The sequence below is a fragment of the Saccharothrix sp. NPDC042600 genome, from assembly GCF_040647305.1.
GTDB lineage: Bacteria > Actinomycetota > Actinomycetes > Mycobacteriales > Pseudonocardiaceae > Actinosynnema > Actinosynnema mutabilis.
In genome coordinates, this window is record NZ_JBEZBW010000109.1 from 1 (window position 1) to 26,096 (window position 26,096).

Sequence of the window (26,096 nt, forward strand, 5' to 3'; positions counted from 1 at the left end):
GCCCCGCGCCCGGCGACCGCGCCCGAGCCGACCGGCGCACCCGGGCCCGTGCTCAGCGCCGTCCCGCGCTCAAGCCCCGCGCCCAGGCCCGCGCTCAGCCCCGTCCCGCCCTCAAGCCCCGCGCCCAGGCCCGCGCCGCGTTCAAGCCCCGCGCCCAGACCCGTCCCGCGCTCAAGCCCCGCGCCCGGGCCCGCCTCGCGATCGCGCCCCGCACCCGGGCCCGCACCGGAGCCCGACCCCGGATCGGTCACCGCGGGCTCCCCGACACGACCCCGCCGGTCTGCCGCGAGCAGTCCGCCATCTTCTCGCGCGTCGCCGGGTCGTCCACGTCCAACCCTTCCGGCAACGGCGTAACGCCTTCGCCACCGCCCTTGTTCGGATCCGGGTCGGGGTAGTCCACGCCCTTTTCCCGCATGCATTTCGCGAAATCGCGCGCCTGCCGCAGCGCTTCCTCGCCCAGCGGTTTCGGCGCGCCGCCGTCGGGCAGGTGCGCTCGGCACTTCTCCAGCGCTTCGCGCTGCGCGCGCTGGTCGGCGGGGCCGGCGGAGCCCTGCGTGCTGCCCTTCCCCTCCTCGTCCGGCGTGCCGCCGAGGTCGAGGTCCACCCCGTTCTCCTTCATGCACTTGGTGAACTCGTCCTGACCGCCGGCCGGTGGCGCGGCCGACGACGACCCGGACACCGAGGCGACCTCGGGCTCGCGGTCCGCGTTGCCGCAACCGGCGGTCAGGACCGCGCAGGCCACGCCGAACGCCAATACAGCCATTCGGGCATTCATGGTTCGCCTCCCGGTGTGAATGAGCGGTATCGCTGTTGTACCGGGAGCACTATCTGTGGGCCGTAAGGGTCGTCCTTATGGCGTGCTTATAGGCAGTTGCGCACAATGGCAGCCATGCGCGTTCTGGTGGTGGAGGACGAGGTGCTGCTCGCGGAAGCGATCGCCGAGGGTCTGCGCCAGCAGGCGATGGCCGTGGACGTGTGCTTCGACGGGGCCGACGCGCAGGACCGGGTGGCGCTCACGACCTACGACGTGGTGGTGCTCGACCGCGACCTGCCGACCGTGCACGGCGACGAGGTGTGCCGCACGATCGTGGCCGGCGGGTGGGACACGCGGGTGATCATGCTGACCGCGGCCCGCAACGTGATGGAGCGCGTGCACGGCCTCGGCCTGGGCGCGGACGACTACCTGACCAAGCCGTTCGCGCTGGCCGAGCTGGTGGCGCGGGTGCAGGCGCTGGGCCGGCGGGCGCGGCCCGCGGTGCCGCCGGTGCTGCGCTGGCGGGACGTCGAGATGAACGTGCCGCGCCACCAGGTGCTGCGCGAGGACCGCTTCGTCCACCTGTCCCGCAAGGAGTTCGCGGTGCTGGAGGTGCTGATGCGGGCGGAGGGCGCGGTGGTGAGCGCCGAGGAGCTGTTGGAGCGCGCATGGGACGAGCACGTCGACCCGTTCACCAACGCGGTGCGGGTGACGATCATGACGCTGCGCAAGAAGCTCGGCGCGCCGGCGGTGATCCGGACGGTGCCGGGCGTGGGGTACCAGCTGGCGGACTGAGACGCGGGCGGTTCACCGTCCGCACCAGGCTGTCCCTGCTCATCGCGGTGATGCTGCTGGGCAGCGGCGCGCTGCTGCTGGGCGTGAACTACCTGCTGGTGCGCGGCGCGCTGCCGGTGCCCACCGAGCCGCCGTCGGCGAGCCCGCCCCCGCAGACCGGCACGGTGCAGGTGTCGCCGGACACCGCCGTGACCGGGTCGGAGGTGCAGGAGGTCAACGTCGGGCAGTACCGCGCCGACGTGCTCAACACGCTGCTGGTGCAGTCGGGTGTCGCGCTGGCGGCGTCGGCGGTGATCGCGCTGCTGCTGGGCCGGTTGGCGGCGGCGGGGATGCTGCGGCCGGTGCACGAGGTGGTCGCCACCGCGCGCCGGCTGGGCGCGGACGACCTGCACCGGCGCATCGGGTTGCGCGGCCCGAAGGACGAGCTGACCGAGTTGGCGGACACGTTCGACCAGATGCTGGGCCGCTTGGAACGGTCGTTCGACAGCCAACGCCGGTTCGTCGCCAACGCCTCCCACGAGCTGCGCACCCCGTTGGCGACGCAGCGCACGCTGGTGGAGGTGGCGCTGTCGCGGCCCGGGGAGAACGCCCCGCTGCGCGAGCTGTGCGAGCGGCTGCTGGTCATGAACGCGCGCAGCGAGGCCCTGATCGAGGGCCTGCTGGTGCTGGCCGGCAGCGACCGGGGCCTGGAACGGCCCGAGGACGTGCGCCTGGACCAGGTCGTGGCCAGGGTCCTGGCGGCCCACGCGCGCCAGCTCGCGACGGCGGGCATCGCGGTCCGCTCGTCGCTGGCGCCGCGGGTGGTGCGCAGCGAACCGGTGCTGCTGGAACAACTCGTGACCAACCTGGTGGACAACGCGATCAAGTACAACGACGGCGGCGAGATCGTCGTCCGGGTGGACGCCTCGCCCGCGCTGGAGATCGCCAACACCGGCCCGGAGGTGCCGCCGGACCGGGTGCAGAGCCTGTTCGAGCCGTTCGTGCAACTGCGCCGCGAACGCCTGGCCACCAGTCAGGGCGTCGGCCTGGGCCTGTCCATCGTGGCCTCGATCGCCCGGGCCCACGGCGGCGCCGCCCGCGCCACCCCGCGCTCCGGCGGCGGCCTGGTGGTCGCGGTGACCCTGCCCTGACCCCGGGCGCCTCAGCCGACGTGGACGCCGGGGCGGCGGTCCGGGTCGGGCTCGGCGCCGCGGATGATCTCCCGGACGACCGGGGCCGTGTCGCCGCGCCCCAGCAGCAGGTAGCGGAACAGGTGGCCCAGCGGGTTGCCCTCGCTCCACGCGAAGTGGCAGTGCGGCCGGACACCGGTGGCGTCGCGCAGGGCGAGCAGGATCGCGGCGATCGCGTTCGGGGCGGCCGGGCTGTCGGCGCGCAGGACCCGGTGGTCGCCGACCTCGACGCCGCGCACCCTGAGCACGTCGCTGAAGTCCGACGGGTCCACCACGTCGATCTCCAGGAACAGCACGTCCGCGCGGCCCGGCACCGGGTTGACGCCCCGCTGCTCGGTCTCCTTCTCGCGGTACTCCGCGACGTCACCGGCCTGGCGGCGGTTGGCGATGAGGGTCAGCGCGCCGTCGTGGGCGATGGACTCGGCGATGAAGCGGCGCGCGGGCTCGTCGAACTCGATGTGCTCGACGCGCAGCTCGGTGGTGCGCGACACCCGCGACACCAGCGAGATGGTGACGATCCCGAGGATGAAGAACGCCGAGATGGTCAGGCCGTCCGGCTTCTCGATGACGTTCTCCACCAGCGCGTAGAGCAACGCCAGCGTCAGCGCGGTGAACCCGATCGCCGCGGGCCGCTGCCGCTTGCGCACCGCGGAGATGGTCACCGCGATCGACCCGGACACCATCATCGCGAGGATCCCGGTGGCGTACGCGCCGGCCTGGGCGTTGACGTCGGCCCCGAAGATGATCGTGATCAGGACGCAGACCGCGGTGTAGACCAGCACGACCGGCCGCACCGCGCGCGCCCACTCCGGGGCCATGCCGTAGGAAGGCAGGTACCGGGGCACGATGTTGATCAGCCCGGCCATCGCCGACGCGCCGGCGAACCACAGGATCAGGACGCTGCTGATGTCGTAGACCGTGCCGAAGGTGCCGCCGAGGTGCTCGTGCGCGAGGTAGGCCAGCGCGCGGCCGTTCGCGGCGCCGCCGGGCTGGAAGGCCTCGGCGGGGATGAGCACGGTGGTGATGAAGCTGGTCGCGATCAGGTAGACCGACATGACCAGGGCGGCGGCGGTGAGCAGTTTGCGCGTGTTGCGGATGCGCGATTCGAGCCGCTCCTCCGGGGTCTTCCCGTCGGCGGCGACCAGCGGCATCATGCTGACGCCCGTCTCGAAACCGGACAAACCGAGCACCAGCAACGGGAACGCCAGCACCGCCGGGCCGACCACGTCACCGACACCGCCGCCCGCGGTCAGGGCGTCCCACCACCGCTCGACGGCGACCGGCTCGGCGAGCAGCTCCACGACGCCCGCGCCCACGATCACGGCGTTGAGCGCGAGGAAGACCGCGACCAGCGGGATCGCCACGCCGACGGCCTCGCTGAACCCGAGCAGGAACACCCCGCCCAGCACCAGCAGCAGCACCACCGTCACCAGCACCTCGTGGCCGTGCAGGAACGACGGCGTGAGCGGGTTCTCCACCAGGTGCACGGTCGCGTCGGCCGAGGACAGGGTGATCGTGATGATCCACGACGTGGCCACGAACCCGAGCAGCACCAGCACGAAGACCTTGCCCCGCCAGAACGGCAGCAGGTCCTCCAGCATCGCCACCGACCCCTGCCCGTGCGGGCTCTCCCGCGCCACGCGCCGGTACATCGGCAGCATCCCGAGCAACGTCAGCGCCACGATCAGCAACGTCGCCAACGGGGACAGCGCGCCGGCCGCCAGTGCGGCGATGGCGGGCAGGTAGGACAGCGTGGAGAAGTAGTCCACGCCGGTCAGGCACATCACCTTCCACCAGGGGTGCGGCTCGGCGTGCGACTCGCCGCTCTCGGGCCCGACGACCGGCTGCACCCGGTGCTGCAACAGCCAACGCCCCAACGCGGAGGACGGTGGACCGGCCCGCACCGGGCTGTCGACGCGCTGCGGAACCTCGGCTGTGCCGGTCATGCCACATCTCCCCGTTGATGTCCTGGTGACGCAGAGCATGGGCCATGCGGGTATCCGGTGCGAGGTCAGGGCACACCCGGAGCCGCGTGACACCCGCGACACCGTCAAGATCGCGTCAAAACGCTTGCACCCGCCCCGAGCGGGTGACACCGCATGCCGAGGCGGCACGCGGGTGGTACTTGGACTGGATGGACTTCCAGTGCGACGAAGACCGGTCACCGGCCACAGCGGGCCGGCGTGCGTTGCGCCTGTGGCGCGCTTACGCCTACCGCGACCCCGAACTGGTCGCCACCCTGCTCGACGGCCTCGACACCGGCCAGGTCGAGCAGGTGGCCGTGGCGCAGGTCGCCGAGTACAACCACGCCCTGCGCACGCTGGCCGGGCGCAGGGTCGGGCTGCCCGCCGTGCTCGGCGAGATCGACCGGGTCGCCGCGACCGCCCCGCCCGAGCTGGAGTTCGCGATCACCACCGCCGTCCGCGCGGTCACCGGCGGCGCGATGGACATGGGAGCGGCGCTGCGCGGCCTGCACCCCGTCGACCGCGCGCACGCCCTGGCCATCTGCATCACGGCCGCGAACATCGCCGTCCACGGCCGGGCGCACTACCAGAACACGCTCGACGCCCTCGACGGCACGCGCCCCACCCGGCCCTCGGCGACACCACCCGGCTGCCTGCCCGACGACCGCTTCTTCCTGCCCCGACCGCCGGCGGGGTGAGGCCGACCAGCGTGCGGAGGGGGGAGGGGCGGCCGGGCCGGCGACGTACGGGGGCGGCACCGGCACCGTCGTGGCGGCGAACCTTGCGATCCCCATCGCTCATCCCCGGTGCGCCCGGCGCAGGAGCACCGGCAGCAGCGCCACGCCCGTGGCGGCGAGCAGGGTCAGCACGAGCAGCGCCGTCGGACGCCACGGCCACGCCGGCCCGCTCAACGCCAGGTGACCCGCCGGGTACTCGGTGAACGTCGCCGCCGCCCGCGCGGTCGCCCGGTCCCCCGTGGCGGCCAGGTCGCGCAGGGCCGCGTCGAACGGCGACTCCCCGGCGGCGACCACCAGGCGGGTGGCCGGGACGCCGTGGGCGGCCGCCCAGTCCTCCAGCGCCGGGTCGAACGTGATCAGCCGGGTCAGGTCCGTGGTCCGCGAGGGCAGCAGCCGCAGGCCGTGGCGCGTGGTCGTCCGGTCCGCGGGCGCGACCGGCACGGTGGTGGCGGCGAACGACGAGCCCGAGTGGGTCTCCAGCACCGCGGCCAGCGCCAACTCGTCCACGCCGTCGGGCACCGCCACCCCGGTCGTCGGCCTGCCCCACGGGAAGGCGGCGTTCAGGCCGTAGGGCAGGTCCGCCGGGGCGTAGGTGTGCGCCTCGATGTCCAGCGAGCCAGTGCGCGACCACCCCGGGTACGCCACCCGCCGGCCCACCGACTCCGCCTCGGCCGGCCCGGCGAGCCGCTCGACCACGCGCAGCGCGCCGACCACGCCCGAGGTGACGCCGGCCGTGGTGACGACCGGGCCGTCCTCGACGTACCGCCTGCCCGCCCGCCACGACGTGCGCGGGTAGTCCGACCGCATGTCCGACAACGCGGACCAGAACGTCGTCGCCGCCCGCCCGTCCAGCACCCCGGCCGCCGCCAGCACCTTGGCCCCGGAGCACACGCCCAGCACCACCGCGCCGCGCGCCGCCTGCGCCGCGACCCACGTGCGCAGCGCGGCCTCGCGCGGGCCGTTCCAGTCGACCACGGCGGGCACGACCACCACGTCCGGCGCCCGGTCCAGCCCGGTGAAGGTGTCGTCCGGCACGACGTGCAGGCCACCGGAGAACGTCACGGGCGACAACGTCTCGGCCACCACCCGCACCGCGAACCGGTCGGACGCGGCGAACACCGCGTAGGGGGCCAACGCGTCCGCCGCCACCGTCCCCGACGCCCCCGCCGCGACGGCCACCAGCACCCGCTCAGGATCGACCGCGCCCGCCGCCGCCCGTTCCCCGCCGGGCGCGGCCGGGAAGCTCCGCGCCATCGACACCCCGACACCGCCCGCGACCACCCCGGCGACGAGCAGCACCGCCGCCGCGACACCCACCCACCTCATGCCCGCCCCCGCACACCGCTGGGCGAGACCCCGTACCGCGCGCGGTAGAGCCGGCGCAGCTGACGGGCGTCCCGGAAGCCGGTCCGACCGGCCACTGTGGACACCGGGAGGTCGGTGGCGGTCAACAGGTCGTCGGCCAGCGCCAACCGCAGGCGTTGCTGGAACTCCAACGGCGTGATCCCGGTGGCGGCGGTGAACGCCCGGCTCAACCCGCGCGGCGACAACCGCACGCGGGCCGCCAGGTCGGCCAACGTGTGCCGTCGGGACAGGTTCTCCGCGATGTGGTCCTGCACTGCGTGCACGGCGTCGTCCACATGCGACCGGTGTTGCAGGAAGGGGCTCAACTGCGCCCCCGACCCGGGCCGCCGCAGGTACACCACGAGACTCCGCGCGACCGCGGCCGTCACCGCCGACCCGTGGTCCCGGTGCACCAGCGACAGGGCGAGGTCGATCCCGGACGCGATCCCGGCACTGGTGCTGACAGGACCGTCGTGCACGAACAACACACCGTCCTGCACCCTGGCCCGCGGATACCGCCGCCGCATGGCGTCGAGCAGCTCCCAGTGCGTGGTGCACCGCCGCCCGTCCAACAACCCGGCCTCCCCCAACGCCGCCGCCCCACTGCACACGGCCGCGACCGAAGCCCCGGACTCGGGGACTTGCCGCAACCACTCGACCACCCGGGGATCGACCAGTGGCCCGCGAGCGTCCAACCGCGTGCCGGGCACCAGCACGAGATCCCCAGCGGACACATCCGGCAGCCGTCCAAGATCACCCAGCCGCAACCCCTGCGCGCTGACGACCCCGGCCTCGACCCCGACGAACTCGACCCGGTAGCGCCCACCGTGCGCGGCAGCGGCATCGAAAACCTGCACAGGCCCAGCCAAGTCCAGAAGATTCACAGCCGCCTGCACAACCACGACAACCCGACCATCCACCCCACCGAACCTACGCGGCCCCACCCCTCACACATCAGGCCACAACCGGTCGGATCGCGGACGGATCAGGCACTACGCCACACGCACTCTCCGGTCCACGCCGGGCCACCCGCCCGGTCGTCGAGCCGGAACCGGGGGCACCGTGACCGCATTTGTGCGTTGTGGGAAACCGAGGTCCAGGGTTCTCGTGTGGGGTGATCGGCTGGGCGTGACCGCGTGGATGGGCTGCTTCCTTGGCGAACGGTGGTGACGAGGGCGACGGAGCCCGGACCGCTCAGACCGGTGTCGCGTCCGGCGCGGGGATCGTGGTGCAGGCGGGCGGGGACGTCACGTTCGTGCACAACGGCTCGTCCCTGCCGGGTGCCGGCCCGGTTCGCGGACCGAGCGCCTCGGGCGGACCGCGGTCGAGCCGGCCGATGTACCTGCGGCAGGTCGACCGGATCGCCGCCCCGCGGCTGCTGGACCGGGAGCGCGAACTGGCCGAGCTGGAGGATTTCTGCCTGCGCGAGGACCGCGGCCCGTACATGTGGTGGCAGGCCGGTCCGTGGGCGGGGAAGTCCGCGCTGCTGGCCGCGTTCGTGTTGGACCCGCCCAAGTCACTGGCCGGTCGCGTGTGGCTGGTGTCGTTCTTCGTCACCGCCCGCCTGGCCGCGCAGGACACCAGTGACGCCTTCACCACGGCGGTGACCACGCAGCTGTGCGAACTGCTGGGCGAGGAACCGGCCCTCGGCGTGGACGAGTCGGTCCGGGAGCTGCTCCTGCTGGACCTGCTGTCCCGGGCGGCGGCGACGTGCCGGGCGGCGGGCGGGAGGCTGGTGCTGGTGGTGGACGGGCTGGACGAGGACCGCTGCGTGACCGCCGGTCCCCACGCGCACAGCATCGCCGCGCTGCTGCCCGGCCGGCCCGAGCACGGGATGCGGGTGGTCGTCGCCGGCCGGCCGAACCCGCCGATCCCCGACGACGTGCCGGACTGGCACCCGCTGCGCGACGCCGCCGTCGTCCGGCCGCTGTCGGGCTCCGCGCACGCCCGCGACCGACAGCGGCTCGGCCAGTCGGAGCTCAAGCGGCTGCTGCGCGGCGGGCCGGTCGAGCAGGACGTGCTGGGACTGCTCACCGCCGCCCGCGGCGGGCTGTCGCTCGCGGACCTGCGCGTGCTGACCGGCGCCGACCTGGTGGAGGTGGAGGACGTCCTGCACACGGTGGCCGGGCGGACGTTCACCCGCCGGCCCGGCATCGCCGGTCCTGATGTGTACCTGTTGGGCCACGAGGAACTCCACACCGCCGCGTGCGACTACCTCGGCCCCGAGCGCCTGGCGGACTACCGCGCCCGCCTGTTCGCCTGGGCCGACGGCTACCTCGCGCCCGGCGCGGGCCGCGCGCCGTGGCCACCGGAGACGCCGGAGTACCTGGTGACCGGCTACCCCCGCATGCTGGCGACCATCGGCGACGCGCACCGCCTGACCGCGCTCGCCACCGACCGCGTCCGCCACGACCGGATGCTCGACGTGAGCGGCGGTGACGCCGCCGCCCTGGTCGAGATCACCACGTGCCAGGACCTCACTGCTCGCCGCGCCGGGCGCCGACCTGCTCGCACTCGCCCGCCTGTCGGTGCACCGCCACGAGCTCCAGACCCGCAACTCCCACATCCCGACCGAACTGCCCGCCGTCTGGGCGGTCCTCGGCCACACGGCGCGCGCCGAGGCGCTCGCCCGGGGCGTCACCGACCCGCACCACCAGGAACTGGCCCTGGAACTGCTCGCCGACGCGGTGGCGGCGACGGGCGACGCCGGGCACGCGGAGCAGATCGTCCGCGGCCTGCCGGACGTGTCGCAACGGGCCCGCGCGCTAGCGCGGGTCGCCGCCCGGCTGGGTGCGACCGAACACGCCCGGTCGTTGGCGGGCGGGGCCGACGTCCTCCTCCACACGATCACCCGCTGGTACGAGCACACCGCCACACTCATCGTGCTGACCGGCACGTGGTCCGCGTTGGGCGAGCACGACCACGCCGTCCGGCTCGCCCGCGCCATCCACGACGACTACGAGCGGGCCCGCGTCCTGACCACCCTCGCCCGTGCGGCGGCCGTGGCCGGTGACCGGCGCGGCGCACGCCGACTGGCCGCCGACGCCGAGCAGATCGCCCACCGCACCACGGACGACGAACTCCGCGCGACGCTGCTGGCCGGCCTGGTCGGGGCCGCCGTCGGCACCGGCGACCAGGAGCGGGCCCACGACCTGGTCGCCAAGGCCGGCCGGATCGCCGGCCGCATCACCGACCCGCGCGACCGGTCCTGGGCGCTGGTGGGACTGGTCGAAGCGCTGACCGCGATCGGCGACGACGACCGCGCCCGGTCGGTCGCCCGGGCCATCCCCCGCCCCAGCGACGGCGTGCGGGCGTTGAGGCTGGTGGCGCGCGACTCCGCCCACCCGGTGGTGCCGCAGCCGGCGCTCGACGCGGAGCGCCTCGCCCGAACCATCACCGACCCGCTCGACCGCGCCCGGGCGTTGACCGCGCTGGCCCGGGACGCCGCCGACACCGACCCCGGTTCGGCACGCCGGCTGGCCACCGAGGCCGAGCAGCTGGCCCGGGCCATCACCAACCGGTACCGGCACACCCGGACCCTGATCGCGTTGGCCGGCGCGCTGGCCGCCATCGGCGAACACGAGCGCGCGAGCCGAACCGCCCACCGCATCTCCGACCCGACCGACCGCGGGCGGGCGCTGCTGGACCTGACGCAGTCCGCCGTGGCCGCCGACGTCCCCGGTGTGGCGCACCGGCTGGTCGAAGAGGCTCATCAGCTCGCCCAGGACATCGCCGACCCGCACGACCGGGACCGGCACTTGGCCGAACTGGCCAGGACGGCGTGGTCGGCGGGCCTGCCTGAACGCGCGAGCCGGATCGCCCACGGCGTCGGGGATCCGGCGGCGCGCACGGAAGTCCTGTCCACACTGGCTTCGCTGATGTCGGCGTCCGGTGACCACGACCGCGCGGCCTGGGTGGCGCGGGGCATCCCCCGACCCGACGACCGCGCCCGAGCGTGGGTCGAACTGGCCATGGCCCGCGTTCGCGCGGGCGACCCGCCGGCAGCGCGGCGACTGGCCGAGGACGCCGCCGCGACCGCCCGCGAGGGCAGCGATGTGGCGCGGCGGGCCCGAGTGCTGTCCCGGCTGCTCGACGCCGTCGCCGGCGACAGCCTGCGCATCCGCTCCGATCTCCTGTCGACGGTGCTGACGGAGATCATCACGGAGGGGATCACGCCGTCCCAGGCCACGACGGTGGCGGACCTGGTGGGGGCCTTGTCCGCCGGGGGCGACGAGCGATCGGCCAACCACCTGGCCACCCGGGTGGCGTGGCTCGCCGGGGCCATCCAGCACACGACCTCACTCGAACACATCGCCCACGGGTTGGCCGTTCTCGGGGCGGACGAAGCCCTCAAGGAGGTCGTCGAACTCGTGGCGGCCCGGAACGGCGAGACGGCGGCGTGGACGGGGGTGATCGAGGCCTTGATCACGGCCGGCGAGCCCCGGCATGCGGCACGCGTCGCCTTCGGAGTGCAGCACGGAGGCGTGTGGACGGCCACCGCGACACGACTGGCGGAGGCCTTGGCCGACCGGGGCGAGCACGTCCTGGCGCGCCGGGCAGCGACCGAAGCCGCGCGAGCGGCCCGTCGGATGAACGGCGACCCGGACGTTCAGGCAGCCGTCCTCAGCGGATTGGCCGACACGTTCGTGGCGGCGGGAGACCCCGAGCAAGCACGCCGGCTCGCCACGGAGGCGGCCCGCCTCATCAGCCACGTTCCCCGCCCCGACGGGCGAGCCGCCGCACTCGCCGGGCTGGCCGGGACCCTCGCCGCCGCCGGCGACCTCGACCAAGCACGCCGGCTCGCCGCCGAAGCCGCCCGCCTCGTCCGCGGCACCGGCGACCCGGACGAGCAGGCCGCCGCACTCGCCGGGCTGGCCAGGACCCTCGCCACCGCCGGCGACCTCGACCAAGCACGCCTGCTCGCCGAGGAGGCCGCGCGGGTCGTCCACCGCGCCACCCGCCCCGACCGGAAGGCCAAGGCGCTCACGGCGCTCGCGGTGGTGGCCGACCTCTACGGCGTCGAGCGGTTCCTGGGAGAGGCGTTGGTGACCGGCGCGTGGCCGACGATCCTGCCCGTGCTGGCCCGGCTGGACCCGCGGGTCGTGGTGGAGATCGCCGACGAGTTGGAACGGTCGGACGCCGGTTGATCGTTTTGGCACACTGTCGGTCATGACCACGACACGGACCGCGATGACCGCGGTGGCCCTGTCCTGCGTGTTGTTATCCGCGTGTGGCAGCGGTGACCGCCCCGGGTTGGACGAGGACGGTGAGCTGGGGTCGGTCGGCACCGCCGCCGGTGAGCAGGGTGCTCGCGAAGCCGCCCGCGCGTACCTGGACGCCTGGGCGTCGGGCAACCGCGCCATCGCCTGCGGCCTGTTGACCGCTCAGAAAGCACGCGCGTTCGCCGCGAGCGCCGGTGACGGCGACTGCCCCTCCGCGTTCACCAACGTGCACACCCGCATGAGCGAGGAGTCGCGCAAGACGTTCGAGGACGCCCAGATCGTCGAGGTGAAGATGGGCTCCGGCGACAAGAGCGCCCGGGTGCAGCTGTCCCAGAAGCTCGAAGGACCGCTCAACGGCGACGACGACATCCGCTTCGAGTACACCACCGGCCGCTGGCAGACCGAGGAATACCCGAAGGGCTGACCACCCACGACCGCTCGACGCGCGGACCTCGATCCGCGCGTCGAGCGGTCGCGTTCGGCGAGGCCGCGGGTCGAGCGGCCGCGTTCGGCGAGGCCGCGGGTCGAGCGGCCGCACCCTGCTCAGGGCTTCGGGATCGCCTGCTCCGCCGCCCGGCTGACCTCTTCCCACCGGGCCCACGTCTCCATGCGCCGCCGCGAGATGTCGAAGGCGACGTCGTAGACCATGCTGCCCAGCAGCAGCCGCAACGGCGGGTCGTCACTGGCGACCAGCTTCATCACCGCCTCGGCGGCCAGGCGCGGTTCGCTGTCCGCCGAGCCCTCGGCCCACTGCTTGGCCAGTTCCTCCCGCAACGCGTCGTAGACCGGGTTCGCGGTGGTCTGGCGCATGCTGGTGTAGAGGTCCGTCCAGTACCCGCCCGGCTGCAGGATGGTCACCTTCACGCCGAACCCGGCGGCCTCGGCGGCCAGCGCCTCGCTCAGCCCCTCCAACGCGAACTTGCTCGCGCTGTAGAGCCCGGTGCTCGGGAACCCGCCGAGCGCGCCGATGCTGGACACCTGCAGGACGTGCCCGCCGCCCTGCGCCCGCAGCACCGGCAGCACCGCTTGCGACACCCACAGCGCGCCGAAGAAGTTCAGCTCCATCTGCGCGCGGGCCTCGGCTTCGGAGAACTCCTCCACCATCCCCATGACCAGCGCGCCCGCGTTGTTGACGACGACGTCCAGCCGCCCGAACTCCCGGGACGCCGCGCCGACGACGTCGAACACCGCCGCGCGGTCGGTGACGTCCAGGCGCAGCGCCCGCAGCCGGTCCGGGTGGCGCGCGACGAGGTCGTCCAGCGGGGTGACGTCCCGCGCCACGCCGACGACCCGGTCGCCGGCGGCCAGCGCCGCCTCGGTGAAGGCGCGGCCGAGCCCGCGCGAGGCCCCGGTGATGAACCAGACCCTTGACGAATCCATGTCTCCCCCAGTGGTGTCGCTAGTTCCAGGCCATGTTGATGGCACGTTCGAAGTTGACGTAACCGGCGCGGGCGAACGCGGCGGCCATCGGCGTGTTGCCGACGTCGGTCGCGGCTCGGACGCGCGGCACGTCCTGTTCCGCCAGCACGCGCGTGCCCTCGGCGAGGATGCCGTGGACGTACCCCTTGCCGCGGTGCTCGGGCAGGACGCCGAGGTAGGCGATGATCGCGTGGTAGGAGTTGCGGGCGGGGATGACGAACCCGACCGGTTCGCCGTCCACCGTCGCCACCCGCCACCACTCGCGCGGGCTGGAGAAGGTCGCGAACTCCTCCTCGTAGTGCTTGACCGCGGCGTCGTGCGGCGACAGCTCCGCCAGGTCGGCCCGGCTGTGCGCGTCGAGGGTGCCGTCCAGGGCGCGGGCGGTCAGCGCGATCAGCTCGTCGTGGTCGGCGAAGGCGCGGAAGGACAGGCGCGGGTCCGCCGCGGGCACGCCGGCGTCCGGCTGCCACTCCAGGCGCAGGCGTTCGACGGTCAGCCGCGCGCCCGCCTTCTCCAGCACGGACATGCGGGCGTTGACCGGGCCGGGGTCGTCGTGCCAGTCGGGGGGCAGGTAGCGGCCGTACTCGGGCGGCGTCGCGCCGGGCGGGAGCACCGCGGCGGCGGCCTTCTCGTACAGCGCCGAGGCGATCCCGGTCGCGTCGGGGACCTCCTCGTCCAGGTCGAGGATGTCCAGCAGCGACGGCGTCGGCTCACCGCCGCGCCCCCACCAGGCGACCCGCGCCACCGGGCGGCCGTCGCGCAGCGCCAGCCACATCCACTCCGGCTGCCGGCGGCCTTCGGCGAGGTCGTCGGCCAGCTCGTGGTTGAGGGTGTACGACAGGCGGTTGAACAGGTCGAGCTCGTCCGGCCCGGTGATCGGGCGGAAGGTCACGTCGGTCACGCGGTCTCCGTCGCGGCGCGGTCGTAGGTGAGGAACAGCGAGCCGCTGTCCAGGCGGACGTGGTCGGTCAACGCCCAGTTCCGCACGTCGAACCCGGTGCCGGCGCCGAACAGCGGGATGCCGGAGCCGATGGTGATCGGGGCGAGCTTGACGATCAGCCGGTCGATCTCGGGGTACAGGGCCCCGGCCAGCGCGCCGCCGCCGACCAGCCAGACGTCCTTGCCGTCCTCCCGCTTCAGCGCCCGGACCGCCTCGACCGGGTCGCCGGCGACGACCTCGACGTCCGTGGTCCGGAGGGTGCGGGAGAAGACGATGTGCCGCAGGTGCGGGTAGGCGTCCGCGATGCCGGCCTTGAGCCCGATCTCGTAGGACTTGCGCCCCTCCACCACGGTGTCGAACCGAGTCCCCTCGGCGGTGACCCCGAGCGCGTCCCGCGCCGGCCCCGGCAGCGTCTCGGGGAACTCGGCGACCATGTGCCGCAGGTAGTCCTCGGCGATCGGCCAGAACCCCCCGGGCCCGGTCGGGTCGGCCCCGTCGGGTCCGGCGATGAAGCCGTCGAGGGTCGAGGCGATGTAGTACACGAGCTTGCGCAACAGGTCTTCCCTTGCCGTGCTGGTCGGCCGGCGCCGGACGGGGACGCCCGACACCCATACGGCCGAACGGGTGATGATCACAGCCTTGCCGCGCGGCGGGGAAATATCAACAACCAATGCTTCACCCGCCCCGCGCGACCTGTGAAGCCCGCGCCGGCCGCCGGTCGTCGCTAGTCGACGGGGCCGGTCGAATCCAGGCCGGCTCGACCCGCTCGTGGAACCCCCGCGCTCACCGGAAGTCGCGGGATTTGAGGGCCAGGCGCAGGTCCAGGGGTTGGAGGTGGTCGGCTACCAGGTTGATCGCGCCTGTCGCGTTCTCGACCTTGCCGCGGATGAGGAGGGCGTTGCTGTTGCGCGCCGTGTTCTTGTGGAGGTTCCACAGGCCCACGCTGATGACCACGTTCGTCATGCCCGTTTCGTCTTCCAGGTTCAGGAACGTGATGCCGCCGGCGGTGCCGGGGCGTTGGCGATGTGTCACTACGCCACCGATGCGGACGCGGGTGCCGTCGGGGACGTGGGCCAACTGGGAGGCGGGTAGCGCGCCGAGGTTGTCCAGGTAGGTGCGGACCAGGTGGATGGGGTGGGTGTCGGGCGTGATGCCGGTGCCCCACAGGTCGGCGACCACCAGTTCCCACGCGGTCATGCCGGGCAGGGCCGGGGCGGTGGTGACGCTCGCCGTGCCGGGCAGGGTGGTGGGGTGTTCGCGGGCGGCCGCGCCGGCTTTCCACAGGGCCGTGCGGCGTTCGGGTTCCAGGTCGGCCAGGGCGCCGGCGGTGGCCAGGGCTTCCAGTTGCGGGGTCGTGAGGTTGGTGCGGCGGGCCAGGTCGTCCAGGCTCGTGTACGGGCCGTGCCGCGCGCGGTGGTCGGCGATGAGGGTCGCCACGTCGTCGCCGAGGGTGCGGACGCCGGCCAGGCCCAGGCGCACGGCGTGCCCGCCGGTGCTGGTCGGGTCGGGTTCGAGGGTGGCGTGGGCGAGGCTGGTGTTGATCCCGGCCCGGCGGACGCGGACGCCGTGGCGGCGGGCGTCGGCGACCAACGACTGCGGCGTGTAGAAGCCCATCGGCTGGGCGCGCAGGAGTGCGGCGCAGAACGCGGCGGGGTGGTAGCACTTGAGCCACGCGCTGGTGAAGACCAGGTGCGCGAACGCGAGCGCGTGGCTCTGGGGGAAACCGTAGCCGCTGAACGACTGCACCTGCAGGAACACCTTGTCCGCGAGTTCGCCGTGGATGCCGTTGGCGGCGGCTCCGCGGTAGAACCGGTCCCGCAGGCGGTCCATCTTGGACAGTGCGCGTTTCGAACCCATCGCCCGGCGCAGCTCGTCCGCCTCGCCGGCGCTGAACCCGGCCGCGTCGATGGCGATCTGCATGACCTGTTCCTGGAACAGCGGCACGCCGAGGGTCTTGTCCAGGGCTCGGGCGAGCAACGGGTGGTCGTGCTGCCACGGTTCGCCCTGGCGGCGGCGGATGTAGGGGTGTACGGAACCGCCCTGGATCGGACCGGGGCGGATCAGCGCGACCTCCACCGCCAGGTCCCAGAAGTCCCGGGGCTTCAGGCGCGGCAGGGTGGCCATCTGGGCGCGGGACTCGACCTGGAAGACCCCGACCGTGTCGGCCGCGCACAGCATGTCGTAGACGTTCGGGTCGGCCAGGTCGAGGTGGGCGAGGTCCACGTGGAGACCGTCGTGCTCGGCGATCAGGTCGCGGGCGTACCGGACGGCGGAGAGCATCCCCAGCCCCAGCAGGTCGAACTTGACCAAGCCGGCGGTCGCGCAGTCGTCGCGGTCCCACTGCAGCACCGTCCGGCCGGGCATCCGCGCGTGTTCGACCGGCACGACCTCCGACACCGGCCGGTCGCAGATGACCATGCCGCCGGAGTGGATGCCCAGGTGCCGCGGGAAACCCTCGAACTGCGCGGCCAACCGCCACACCGCCGCCGGGATCGGCGTGCGGCTGTCCCGGTGCTCGGCGGCGGCGCTGTGCACGGTGCCCCACCCGTCGACGCTCTTGCTCCACGCGTCCTGCGTGCCCGGCGGGAAGCCCAGCGCGCGGGCGGCGTCGCGGATCGCCGACTTGGCCCGGTAGGTGATGACGTTGGCGACCTGGGCGGAGTGGCGGCGGCCGTGCTTGTCGTAGACGTACTGGATGACCTCCTCGCGCCGGTCGGACTCGATGTCGATGTCGATGTCCGGCGGCCCGTCCCGCTCCACCGACAGGAACCGCTCGAACAGCAGGTCCCAGCGCACCGGGTCCACGTTGGTCACGCCGAGCGCGTAGCAGACCGCCGAGTTGGCCGCCGAACCCCGCCCCTGGCACAGGATGTCGTTGCGGCGGCAGAACTCCACGATGTCGTGCACGATCAGGAAGTACCCGGGGAAGTCCAGCCGCTCGATCACCTCCAGCTCGTGCTCGATCTGGGCGTACGCCCTCGGGTCGGACTCCGGCGGCCCGTAACGCTCCCGCGCGCCCTCGACCGCCAGCTTCCGCAGCCACGACGCCTCGGTGTGCCCCGGACCGACCGGGAACGGCGGCAGGCTGGGCGCGACGACCTGCAGGTCGAACGCGCATTCCATGGCCAGCAACGCCGTCCGCGTCACCGCGCCCGGGAAGCGCGCGAACCGCGACGCCATCTGCGGACCCGACCGCAGCGCCGCCGCCCCGAACGGCGGCAACCACCCGGCCATCTCGTCCAGCGACCGCCGCGCCCGCACCGCCGCCACCGCCGTCGCCAGCCGTCCCGCCCGCGTGTGCGCGTAGTGGACCTGGTTGGTCGCGACCGTCGGAACCCCGGCGTGCTCGGCCAGCCCGGCCAGGACGTCGTTGCGCAGCGAGTCGCCGGGTCGGGCGTGGTCCACCAGCTCCACCGCGACGTTGCGCCGCCCGAACCGGTCGACCAGCCACGCGAGCCGCTCCCCCGCCGCGCACGGCCCCTGCTCGGCCAGGGCCTTGCGGACCATGCCCTTGCGACACCCGGTCAACGCCAGCACGTGCCCGGCCAGCTCGTCCACCACCTCGTCGAGGTCGTAGACCGGCCGCCCCTTCTCCCCGCCCCGCAGGTGCGCCGAGGAGATCACCGAGCACAACCGCCGGTACCCCTCCGGACCGCGCGCGACCAGCAGCAGGTGCTCGCCCTCCGGGTCCGGGACGCCGTTCTGCGGAGCCGACAACCCCAGGCTCAGCTCGGCGCCGTACGCGGTGTGCACGCCGAGGTCGCGTGCGGCCTCGGCGAACCGCACGACCCCGTACATCCCGTCGTGGTCGGTCAACGTCACCGCGTCCAGCCCGAGCCGCGCGGCCTCCTCCACCAGCTCCTCGGGGTGGCTGGCCCCGTCCAGGAAGCTGAAGTTGGAGTGGCAGTGCAACTCGGCGTAGGGCACCCGCACGGCCCCGGGCCGCTCCCGCGTGACCCGCCGCCCGACCAGGTCCCCGGCACGGGTGTACCCGTCCGCGCCGCGCGGAGCCGCCATCCGCCGCCCGTCGGCGTCGATCCGCCCGGACAACGCCCGTTCCAGCTCACTCCACGGCACCTCGGGCCGACTGTCGAACCCCACTGCACACCTTCCCCGGGCATCACGACGCCGTGGGGAAGCCGGCGGGCACTCGACCGGGCGAAGACACTCGGCCGACCAGTCGAACACAGGTTCGACTATTCCTAGTCGATGCGAATCAAGCCCGCAAGTCGGCGGGAACCCCGAAGCGTTCCGGGACAACGGAGAAGCAGTGGCCGCCGCCCATGCCGGCCAGGAACAAGGCCCACCAACAGCGGCATGGCGAACGACGTCGGTCACCTGCACCGCGTGCGGTCACCCCCCTCGTGAACCGACTTGCCCCTGCACCGCCGATTCACCCGACCGTGGCTGGTCACTCGATCAGGTTCACCTGCGCGGACACCGCGTGACGACCGCAGGCGCGGGTAGGCCTCGACCATGACCAGCGACACCACGACTCTGCTCGGGCAGACCCCGGTGACGCCGGACGGGCGGCTGGGGCCCGCCCGGGAGCACCCGGGGTTCAGCGACCCGGATTACGTGAAGCGGCGCGATGCGTTCGTGGCTCTCGCCGACGGGCATGAGGTGGGTGCGCCCTCGCCGAAGGTTCGCTACACCGAGCAGGAGCACGCCACGTGGCGGCGAGTGCACAGTGCGCTACTGGAGGTCCAGCGGGACACGGTCTGCCGCAAGGTGTTGAGGGCGCGTGATGCCGCGCCGATCCCCGCCGACCACGTCCCGCAGCACGCGGAGGTCGGTGACCGGCTGCACGAGTTGACCGGGTTCCGGTTCACCCTGGCCGGCGGTCTGGTGCCGAACAAGAGGTTCCTGGGCTCGATGGCGCGCGGCTACTTCCACGCCGTGCAGTACGTGCGCCACCCGGCGATGCCGCTCTACACGCCCGAACCGGACGTGCTGCACGACGTGTTCGGGCACGGCACCCACCTGACCTGCCCCGAGTTCGCCGCCCTGTACCGGGCGTTCGGCGCGGCGGCGGGTCGCGTGGACTCCGAGGACGCCCTGGACCTGCTCAGCCGCGTCTACTGGTTCAGCCTGGAGTACGGCGTCGCGGTCGAGGACGGCGAGGTCAAGGCCTACGGCGCGGCGCTGCTGTCGTCGTGGGGCGAACTGCGGCACCTGCGCCGCGCCGACATCCGCCCCTGGGACGTCGAGGCCATCGCCGGCCAGGCTTACCAGGCGGCGGGCTACCAGCCGGTCCTCTACGCCGTCCCCTCCCCGGACCACCTGGCCGACACCCTGCACGACTTCCTGGACGACTTCGACGAGTCCACCCGCGACCGCCTGGGCCTGCCCGCCCTGGCCGACCGCGGCGCGATGACCTGATCGTCCACTGTGGACAGAGCCAGTGGCCCACGTCACTTGACCGCGATGATGTTGGTGCGCCACAATTCCACCCCAAGAGGGGAGTACCCACTCGGCTCGTGATCGTCATGTCGGTCGCCCCGCGGCGACCCGGTCACGACACCACCGCTCTCGGTGGCCGGGGAGACCTCGGTTCCGTCCAGGACCGGAGGACCCCGACGTGCCCACCTCTTTGACGCGCTCCCGCTCACCACGCACGGACGTCCCGTCCCGCAGCGCGTCGCCGGCCTGATCGCCGCCGTCCCACCACTCATTCCGCCGACGGCGGCGATCACGTGTGCGCTCGTGCCGTTCGGCGACCGTTCAAGGGGGTTCTCACAATGAAACGCCATGCCCGCGCATGCCTCGCCGGCGTGCTGTTCGTCGTCCTGCTGGCCGCGGGGTGCGTCTCGCTGGCCGACCTGTCCGCCCTGTCCGCCCGCGTCCAGGACGCCGGGTACATCGGGGTTTCGGTCAAGCACAACACCACCAACGGCCACGACACCATCGCCGTCAACGCCTACAAGACCAACGACGAGACCGACGACGGCGAGAAGATCGTCCGCCTGATCTGGGACACCTACCCGGCCGAGGTGGACCAGGTCGTGGTCGGCGTCAACGACAAGGTCAGATCCTTCACCACCGAGGAACTGGAGAAGAAGTACGGCCCGCGCGGGGTCCGGGTGAAGGAGGAGGAGTCCGGCTCCGGCACGGCCGCGGTCTGGATCGCCGTCCTCTTCGTCCTGCTGGTCACCACCCTGGTCACACTGCTGACCATGCGCGCCCGCCGCCGCAACCGCGCCCCGATCGCACCCCCGCCGTACCCGCAGGTGCCGTACCACTACGAGCCCTGACGAAAATGAACATGGCAGGGAGAGCTCTCCCTGCCATGTTCAACGTATAGCAGACAGGGGGTCTTGCGGCAAGGCCCCGGTCGGGGCGCACACTCTCCGCCGTGGCCAGGGCCTGCGGGATTTCGCGTCGGAAGGGACGCTGTCATCGCGGGCGAAACGGGGGAAGGCGTACGAATGCACAGCTACGTGCTCGGGTTCCGGGAAATCGACCAGGCGCAGGTCGCCGTTGTGGGCGGTAAGGGGGCGAATCTCGGCGAGCTTTCGCGGATCGACGGCGTTCAGGTTCCGGATGGCTTTGTCGTGACCACGGACGCCTTCAAACGGGTTCTGCGGGACGCCCCGGACCTGGAGGACCGGCTGGACGAGTTGGCGCGCGTCGACGCCGACGACCGGGAGGCGATCCGGGCGTCCAGCGCGGAGATCCGGCGGATCATCGAGAAGATCGCGGTTCCGGACGACGTCGCCGAGGGGATCACGGCCGCCTTGCGGGAACTGGGCGAGGCGAACTCCTGTGCGGTCCGGTCCAGCGCGACGGCCGAGGACCTGCCGGGGGCGTCTTTCGCGGGGCAGCAGGACTCGTTCCTCGACATCGTCGGACCGGCCGCGGTCCTGGAGCACGTCGGGCGGTGTTGGGGGTCGTTGTTCACCGAGCGGGCCGTGGCTTATCGGGCGCGCAACGGGTTCGACCACCGGAAGGTGCACATGGCGGTGGTCGTGCAGCGGATGGTGTTCCCGCAGGCCGCCGGCGTCCTGTTCACGGCCGACCCCGTCACGTCGAACCGGAAGGTCGCCGCGGTGGAGGCGGTGTTCGGGCTGGGTGAGGCGCTCGTCTCGGGGTTGGTCAACCCGGACCGCTACAAGGTGCGTGACGGCGAGATCGTCGACAAGGCGATCGTCACCAAGGAAGGGGTCGAGCCGGAGCGGCGCACGCGACCCGCGCTCACCGACGACCAGGTCGTGCGACTCGTGCACCTCGGACGCCGGATCGAAGCGCACTTCGGCCGTCCCCAGGACATCGAGTGGTGCCTGGTGGACGACGACTTCCACATCGTGCAGAGCCGGCCGATCACCACGCTGTTCCCGGTCCCCGCCACGACCGACCAGGCCAACCACGTCTACGTCTCCGTCGGCCACCAGCAGATGATGACCGACGCCATGAGGCCGCTGGGCCTGTCGGTCTGGCAGATGACGACCCCGCGCCCCATGGCCGAAGCCGGCGGACGGCTGTTCGTGGACGTCACCGCGCTCCTCGCCTCCCCCACGGGCCGCGCCGCGTTCCTCGGCGTCACGGGCAAGTCCGACCCCCTGACCGAGGACGCGCTGCGGACGGTCATCGACCGCGACGGCTTCCTCCCCTCCCCCGGCGACGACCCGGTCCCGCCGGTCCCCGGCGCCGCCCCGGCCGCGGTGGACACCGACCCGGCCCTGGTCACCGAGCTGGTCGAACGCGCCGAAGCGTCCGTCGCCGCGATGGAGGAGGAGATCCGCACGAAGTCCGGGACGGAACTCCTCGACTTCATCCAGGAGGACGTCCAGGAGCTGCGCCGCGTGCTGTTCGAACCGCGCAGCATCGAGGTGATCATGGCGGCCATGCAGGCGACCTGGTGGCTCAACGAGAACCTCCGGGAGTGGCTCGGCGAACGCAACGCCGCCGACACGCTCTCCCAGTCGGTGCCCCACAACGTCACCTCGGAGATGGGCCTGGCGCTCCTCGACGTCGCCGACGCCATCCGCCCGCACCCCGAGGTCGTGGCCTTCCTGCGCGACACCGAGGACGAGAACTTCCTCGACCACCTCGCCGACCTCGAAGGCGGCACGGAAGCACGCGACGCCATCACCGCCTACCTCGCCAAGTACGGCATGCGGTGCGTCGGCGAGATCGACATCACCCGGCCACGCTGGAGCGAGCGCCCGTCGATGCTCCTGCCGCTGATCCTGTCCAACATCAGGAACACCGAACCCGGCGAAGCCGCACGGCGCTTCGAACGCGGCCGGCGGGAGGCGCTGGCCAAGGAACAGGAAGTCCTGCGACGGCTCAAGGCCCTGCCCGACGGCGAGCGCAGGGCCGAGGAGACCAAGCGGAAGATCGACCTGGTCCGCACGTTCATCGGCTACCGCGAGTACCCGAAGTACGGCATGATCCGCCGCTACTCCCACTACAAGCGGGCCCTGCTCGCCGAAGCCGACCGCCTGGTGCGGGCCGGCGTGCTCGCCGAACCCGAGGACGTCTTCTTCCTGGCGTTCCAGGAGATCCGCGAGGTCGTGCGCACGAACCGGGCCGACCACGACCTCATCCGCCGCCGCAGGGACGAGTTCGCCCACTTCGAAGCGCTCACGCCACCCCGCGTGCTCACCTCGGACGGCGAGGCCGTCTCCGGGGCGTACCGGCGCGACGACCTGCCCGCCGGCGCGCTGGTCGGCCTGCCGGTGTCCGGCGGCACGGTCGAGGGCCGGGCCCGCGTCGTCCTGGACATGGCCCAGGCCGACCTCGAACCCGGCGACATCCTGGTCACCGCGCACACCGACCCGAGCTGGTCACCGCTGTTCGTCGCGATCTCGGGCCTGGTGACCGAGGTCGGCGGCCTGATGACCCACGGCGCGGTGGTCGCCCGGGAGTACGGGCTGCCGGCCGTCGTCGGCGTCGAGAACGCCACGCGCACCATCCGCGACGGCCGGCGCATCCGCGTCAACGGCATGGACGGCTACATCGAGATCCTCTGACGCCCGGACCGCGGCCCGCTACCGTTCGGCCAGGTAGCGGGCCGCGGTCGCGCGCAGCCGCGCGTGGATGCCGTCGTAGGCGGTGGCCCGCCCCAGGACCGTCTTCGGGAACTTCGCCACCATCGTGTAGTTCGTGTCCACCACGTTGCCCGCCGGGGCCAGCCCCGCCTGGCTGACCAACTGGTAGGCGTCGAGCGCGTCCAGCCCGAGCAGGCCGGCCGTCCACCCGACCAGGTCGTGCTGGCTGATGCGGAAGGCGTCCTCCAACGGTCGCGCCGACCCGGTGGACATGAGGTGCTCGTCGTTCTCCAGGCGGGGCCAGGCCGGGGCCGCGCCCTTGACCAGGTCCACCACGACCACCGTGGACATCGCCGCTTCCACGGCCGTGCCGCACACTTCGCCCTCACCCTGGCGGCAGTGGCCGTCGCCCAGGGAGATCAGCGCGCCGGGCACGTTGACCGGGAAGTACGCCGTGGTGCCCGCCCGCATCTCCGGGGTGTCCATGTTCCCGCCGTGCGCGCCGGGGCTGATGCTCATCACCACCTCGTTCGCGGCGGGCGCGACGCCGACAGTGCCGTGCATCGGGTCCAGCGGCAGTTCCACCTCGAAGTCGCCGCTGCGCGCGCGGAACCGGCACACGCCCCTGGCCACGTCCACGTCGTAGCGCCAGACGCGTTCGGGCAGGGCGTCGTGCAGCATGGCCGTGGTGTGGGTCGCGGTCAACGCCCCGAAGTGCGGGAACGTCGTGGAGACGGCCCAGTCGCGCAGCGGGCGGATGTCCACGAAGTGCACCGCCACCGCGTCGCCCGGCTCCGCGCCCTCGACCGCGATCGGCCCGGTCACCGGGTTGAGGTAGGGGAAGGTGCAGACGCGGCTGGGCAGGTCGTCCACGGTGCGCACGGCCCCGCCGAAGCAGTCCTCCGTGGACAGTTCGACCACGGTGCCCGGCCGCACGGTCAGCAGCGGCTCCCGCCCGCCGAAGGCGTAGGCGAGCTGCCCGGGCTCGGGGGTCAGGCGCACGACCTCGATGCTCACTTCTCCTCCTCCGTCGCGGCGATCGGCGACCCGCCGGCTTCCGTGCCACCGGTCCCCGGCTCGTCCGTTCCCGTCCCGCCGATGCCGGACAGGCGCAGCCCGCGACCCGTCACGAGCAGGACGACCATCAGCGCGATCCCGCCGCCCAGCCACACCAGTCCGCTGGTCTGCGCGGCCAGCTTCGCGTTCACCACGACGAACGCGAGGATGGCGAACCCGATGACCGGCGCGACCAGGTGCTTCCACCAGTCGCGGCTGCGTCGCCGGACCACGTAGTGCACCACCACGGCCACGTGGAGGAACAGGAACGCGATCATCGCGCCGAAGTTCACCAGCGAACTCATCAACGTGATGCCGTCCTCGCGGGACTGCATGTAGAGGCCCAGCGCCAACGACACCCCGGCGACCAGCAGCGTGGCGTTGACCGGCACGCGCCGCGTCGGGTGCACCTTGGCCAGGAACTTCGGCAGGCTCCGGTCGCGGGCCATCGCGTACAGCAGCCGCGAGGTCGCCGCCTGCGCCACCAGCGAGTTGGCGAACCCCCACGCCACGGCGGTCGCGGCGGCGGTCAGGACGGCCAGCCACTCACCGCCGGCCACGCGGGCCGCGTCGTAGAACGCCGTGCCGCCGGGGTCGCCGTCGGTGAGCAGGGCCTGCGGGTCGGGCACGAGCATGGCCGCCACCCACGTCTGCACCACGAACAGCACGCCGACCAGCAGCAGCGCGGCCACCATCGACCGGCCGATCGCCCGCGCGGACTCGCGGTTCTCCTCGGCCAGCGTCGAGATCCCGTCGAACCCGAGGAAGCTGAGCACCGCGATGGACACCGCGCCGAGGACCAGCGGCCACGAGAACGTCTCGCCGGTGAAGAAGGCGTCGAAGCTGAAGCCCTGCCCCTTGCCCTGGGCCACCGCGACCACGCCGATGCCGACGAACATCGCCAGCACGATCGACTCGGCCACCAGCATGATCCGGTTGACCCGGGCGGTCATCTCGATGCCCAGGTAGTTGACCGCGGTGTTGAGCAGCACGAACAGCACCAGCCACAGCCACACCGGCACGCCGGGCACGAGCGAGTTCATCGCCACGCTCGCGATCAGGTAGAGCAGGCCGGGCACCAGGACGTAGTCCAGCAGGACCATCCACCCGGCCAGGAACCCGACCGGCGCGCCGATCCCGCGACCCGCGTAGGTGTAGACCGAGCCGGCGAGCGGGAACGCCTTGGCCATCTGCGCGTAGGAGTTGGCGGTGAACAGCATGGCGACCATGCCGATGGCGTAGGTCAGGGCGACCATGCCGCCGGAGCCCTGGAAGACGCCGCCGAAGATGCCGAACGGGGCGATCGGCACCATGAAGATCAACCCGTAGACCAGCAGGTCGCGGAAGCCGAGCGAGCGCCGCAACTCCTGGGTGTAGCCGTACCGGCCCAGGTCCGTGTCCTGGCTCATCGCCGTCCTCCTCGGAGCGTGCCGTACTGCCTTGGGCGACAGTGCGGCGAAGCCTAGACGGACTCCTTCCAGTTGGAAAGGTTTCATCTAGAAAGATCAGAGGCGGGTGATGACCGTGAGGTCCAGGCCGTCGGCGCGGGCCAGGTAACCGCCCGGGACCGGCGGTCCCAGGGTCCCGGCCGGCCACGCGCCCGGGGTGGCCAGCAACCGGGCCTGCTGGACGACGACAACCGGGTGGTCGGCCTCTACTGCGGCGGCAGCGGGAAGCGCGGCTTCGCCAACCCGATCGCCGAC

19 protein-coding genes and 2 pseudogenes are annotated in these 26,096 nt (G+C 72.8%); 9 read left to right on the forward strand and 12 right to left on the reverse strand.

What is annotated here, in order from left to right; all coding sequences use genetic code 11:
* Together AB0A74_RS36565 and AB0A74_RS36570 are read right to left on the reverse strand one after the other, a co-directional pair.
* Positions 1-251, reverse strand: a pseudogene (locus tag AB0A74_RS36565) (hypothetical protein); the annotation flags it as partial.
* Complete coding sequence (locus tag AB0A74_RS36570) at positions 248-763, reverse strand: hypothetical protein (protein ID WP_358256887.1); 516 nt, start codon at positions 761-763, stop codon at positions 248-250. The gene AB0A74_RS36570 and the pseudogene AB0A74_RS36565, both read right to left, overlap by 4 nt.
* 126 nt (positions 764-889) lie before the next feature.
* On the opposite strand from AB0A74_RS36570, the gene AB0A74_RS36575 reads away from it, so the two are divergent.
* Positions 890-1,549, forward strand: coding sequence for a response regulator transcription factor (locus tag AB0A74_RS36575; RefSeq protein WP_343936898.1), 660 nt, complete (start codon positions 890-892; stop codon positions 1,547-1,549).
* A 50-nt stretch (positions 1,550-1,599) separates the two neighbouring features.
* Entirely contained in the window at positions 1,600-2,679 is a 1,080-nt protein-coding gene (locus tag AB0A74_RS36580; RefSeq protein ID WP_358256889.1) for a HAMP domain-containing sensor histidine kinase, read from the forward strand.
* 11 nt (positions 2,680-2,690) lie between these two features.
* On the opposite strand, the gene AB0A74_RS36585 is transcribed toward AB0A74_RS36580, so the two are convergent.
* Positions 2,691-4,664, reverse strand: coding sequence for an amino acid transporter (locus tag AB0A74_RS36585; RefSeq protein WP_358256890.1), 1,974 nt, complete (start codon positions 4,662-4,664; stop codon positions 2,691-2,693).
* A 188-nt stretch (positions 4,665-4,852) separates the two neighbouring features.
* Here AB0A74_RS36585 and AB0A74_RS36590 point away from each other — a divergent pair, with 188 nt between their 5' ends.
* Complete coding sequence (locus tag AB0A74_RS36590; RefSeq protein WP_358256892.1) at positions 4,853-5,380, forward strand: hypothetical protein; 528 nt, start codon at positions 4,853-4,855, stop codon at positions 5,378-5,380.
* Positions 5,381-5,479: 99 nt separating this feature from the next.
* Here the strand turns inward: AB0A74_RS36590 and AB0A74_RS36595 are convergent, their stop codons facing one another.
* Complete coding sequence (locus tag AB0A74_RS36595) at positions 5,480-6,745, reverse strand: DJ-1/PfpI family protein (RefSeq protein ID WP_358256893.1); 1,266 nt, start codon at positions 6,743-6,745, stop codon at positions 5,480-5,482.
* A complete protein-coding gene (locus AB0A74_RS36600) occupies positions 6,742-7,707 on the reverse strand; it encodes a helix-turn-helix domain-containing protein (RefSeq protein WP_358256894.1) in 966 nt (321 codons plus the stop codon). Before AB0A74_RS36600 ends, AB0A74_RS36595 begins: the two co-directional genes overlap by 4 nt.
* Before the next feature lie 209 nt (positions 7,708-7,916).
* Here AB0A74_RS36600 and AB0A74_RS36605 point away from each other — a divergent pair, with 209 nt between their 5' ends.
* The 3 genes from AB0A74_RS36605 to AB0A74_RS36615 all read left to right on the forward strand — a co-directional run bounded on the left by AB0A74_RS36605 (position 7,917) and on the right by AB0A74_RS36615 (position 12,409).
* Positions 7,917-9,776 carry a hypothetical protein gene (locus tag AB0A74_RS36605; RefSeq protein WP_358256896.1) on the forward strand — a complete coding sequence of 620 codons (1,860 nt, stop codon included), beginning with the start codon at positions 7,917-7,919 and terminating at the stop codon, positions 9,774-9,776.
* 958 nt (positions 9,777-10,734) lie between these two features.
* Entirely contained in the window at positions 10,735-11,910 is a 1,176-nt protein-coding gene (locus AB0A74_RS36610; protein ID WP_358256918.1) for a tetratricopeptide repeat protein, read from the forward strand.
* Positions 11,911-11,932: 22 nt separating this feature from the next.
* The gene (locus AB0A74_RS36615) at positions 11,933-12,409 is read left to right on the forward strand and encodes a hypothetical protein (RefSeq protein ID WP_358256898.1); all 477 of its coding nucleotides are present in this window, start codon (positions 11,933-11,935) and stop codon (positions 12,407-12,409) included.
* Positions 12,410-12,528: 119 nt separating this feature from the next.
* Here AB0A74_RS36615 and AB0A74_RS36620 read toward each other — a convergent pair whose 3' ends face one another.
* The 4 genes from AB0A74_RS36620 to AB0A74_RS36635 all read right to left on the reverse strand — a co-directional run bounded on the left by AB0A74_RS36620 (position 12,529) and on the right by AB0A74_RS36635 (position 18,445).
* Positions 12,529-13,365, reverse strand: coding sequence for an SDR family NAD(P)-dependent oxidoreductase (locus AB0A74_RS36620; protein WP_358256900.1), 837 nt, complete (start codon positions 13,363-13,365; stop codon positions 12,529-12,531).
* Between the two features lie 19 nt (positions 13,366-13,384).
* Complete coding sequence (locus tag AB0A74_RS36625; RefSeq protein ID WP_358256902.1) at positions 13,385-14,305, reverse strand: GNAT family N-acetyltransferase; 921 nt, start codon at positions 14,303-14,305, stop codon at positions 13,385-13,387.
* The gene (locus AB0A74_RS36630) at positions 14,302-14,898 is read right to left on the reverse strand and encodes a dihydrofolate reductase family protein (RefSeq protein WP_358256904.1); all 597 of its coding nucleotides are present in this window, start codon (positions 14,896-14,898) and stop codon (positions 14,302-14,304) included. The genes AB0A74_RS36625 and AB0A74_RS36630 overlap by 4 nt, the downstream gene beginning before the upstream one ends.
* Positions 14,899-15,127: 229 nt before the next feature.
* On the reverse strand, positions 15,128-18,445 hold the full coding sequence (locus AB0A74_RS36635) for an error-prone DNA polymerase (protein WP_358256906.1): 3,318 nt from the start codon (positions 18,443-18,445) through the stop codon (positions 15,128-15,130).
* A 375-nt stretch (positions 18,446-18,820) separates the two neighbouring features.
* Here AB0A74_RS36635 and AB0A74_RS36640 point away from each other — a divergent pair, with 375 nt between their 5' ends.
* From AB0A74_RS36640 to rph, 3 genes are all read left to right on the forward strand, one after another.
* On the forward strand, positions 18,821-19,726 hold the full coding sequence (locus AB0A74_RS36640) for a phenylalanine 4-monooxygenase (RefSeq protein WP_358256908.1): 906 nt from the start codon (positions 18,821-18,823) through the stop codon (positions 19,724-19,726).
* 359 nt (positions 19,727-20,085) lie between these two features.
* Positions 20,086-20,598 carry a hypothetical protein gene (locus tag AB0A74_RS36645; RefSeq protein ID WP_358256910.1) on the forward strand — a complete coding sequence of 171 codons (513 nt, stop codon included), beginning with the start codon at positions 20,086-20,088 and terminating at the stop codon, positions 20,596-20,598.
* 174 nt (positions 20,599-20,772) lie between these two features.
* On the forward strand, positions 20,773-23,319 hold the full coding sequence (gene rph / locus AB0A74_RS36650; RefSeq protein WP_358256912.1) for a rifamycin-inactivating phosphotransferase: 2,547 nt from the start codon (positions 20,773-20,775) through the stop codon (positions 23,317-23,319).
* A gap of 18 nt (positions 23,320-23,337) precedes the next feature.
* On the opposite strand, the gene AB0A74_RS36655 is transcribed toward rph, so the two are convergent.
* The 3 genes and pseudogenes from AB0A74_RS36655 to AB0A74_RS36665 form a co-directional block, all read right to left on the reverse strand.
* Positions 23,338-24,354: an acetamidase/formamidase family protein gene (locus AB0A74_RS36655; protein WP_358256914.1), complete on the reverse strand. Its 1,017-nt coding sequence runs from the start codon at positions 24,352-24,354 to the stop codon at positions 23,338-23,340.
* Entirely contained in the window at positions 24,351-25,802 is a 1,452-nt protein-coding gene (locus AB0A74_RS36660; protein WP_358256916.1) for an APC family permease, read from the reverse strand. The genes AB0A74_RS36655 and AB0A74_RS36660 overlap by 4 nt, the downstream gene beginning before the upstream one ends.
* Before the next feature lie 96 nt (positions 25,803-25,898).
* A pseudogene (locus AB0A74_RS36665) lies at positions 25,899-26,096 on the reverse strand (hypothetical protein); the annotation flags it as partial.

What these genes read in the sequence shown, in the direction of transcription:
- AB0A74_RS36570 (WP_358256887.1), bottom strand. Translation starts at nt 763, where the DNA reads ATGGCTGTATTGGCGTTCGGCGTGGCCTGCGCGGTCCTGACCGCCGGT.
- AB0A74_RS36575 (WP_343936898.1), top strand. Translation starts at nt 890, where the DNA reads ATGCGCGTTCTGGTGGTGGAGGACGAGGTGCTGCTCGCGGAAGCGATC.
- AB0A74_RS36580 (WP_358256889.1), top strand. Translation starts at nt 1,600, where the DNA reads ATGCTGCTGGGCAGCGGCGCGCTGCTGCTGGGCGTGAACTACCTGCTG.
- AB0A74_RS36585 (WP_358256890.1), bottom strand. Translation starts at nt 4,664, where the DNA reads ATGACCGGCACAGCCGAGGTTCCGCAGCGCGTCGACAGCCCGGTGCGG.
- AB0A74_RS36590 (WP_358256892.1), top strand. Translation starts at nt 4,853, where the DNA reads ATGGACTTCCAGTGCGACGAAGACCGGTCACCGGCCACAGCGGGCCGG.
- AB0A74_RS36595 (WP_358256893.1), bottom strand. Translation starts at nt 6,745, where the DNA reads ATGAGGTGGGTGGGTGTCGCGGCGGCGGTGCTGCTCGTCGCCGGGGTG.
- AB0A74_RS36610 (WP_358256918.1), top strand. Translation starts at nt 10,735, where the DNA reads ATGGCCCGCGTTCGCGCGGGCGACCCGCCGGCAGCGCGGCGACTGGCC.
- AB0A74_RS36615 (WP_358256898.1), top strand. Translation starts at nt 11,933, where the DNA reads ATGACCACGACACGGACCGCGATGACCGCGGTGGCCCTGTCCTGCGTG.
- AB0A74_RS36620 (WP_358256900.1), bottom strand. Translation starts at nt 13,365, where the DNA reads ATGGATTCGTCAAGGGTCTGGTTCATCACCGGGGCCTCGCGCGGGCTC.
- AB0A74_RS36640 (WP_358256908.1), top strand. Translation starts at nt 18,821, where the DNA reads ATGACCAGCGACACCACGACTCTGCTCGGGCAGACCCCGGTGACGCCG.
- AB0A74_RS36645 (WP_358256910.1), top strand. Translation starts at nt 20,086, where the DNA reads ATGAAACGCCATGCCCGCGCATGCCTCGCCGGCGTGCTGTTCGTCGTC.
- rph (WP_358256912.1), top strand. Translation starts at nt 20,773, where the DNA reads ATGCACAGCTACGTGCTCGGGTTCCGGGAAATCGACCAGGCGCAGGTC.
- AB0A74_RS36660 (WP_358256916.1), bottom strand. Translation starts at nt 25,802, where the DNA reads ATGAGCCAGGACACGGACCTGGGCCGGTACGGCTACACCCAGGAGTTG.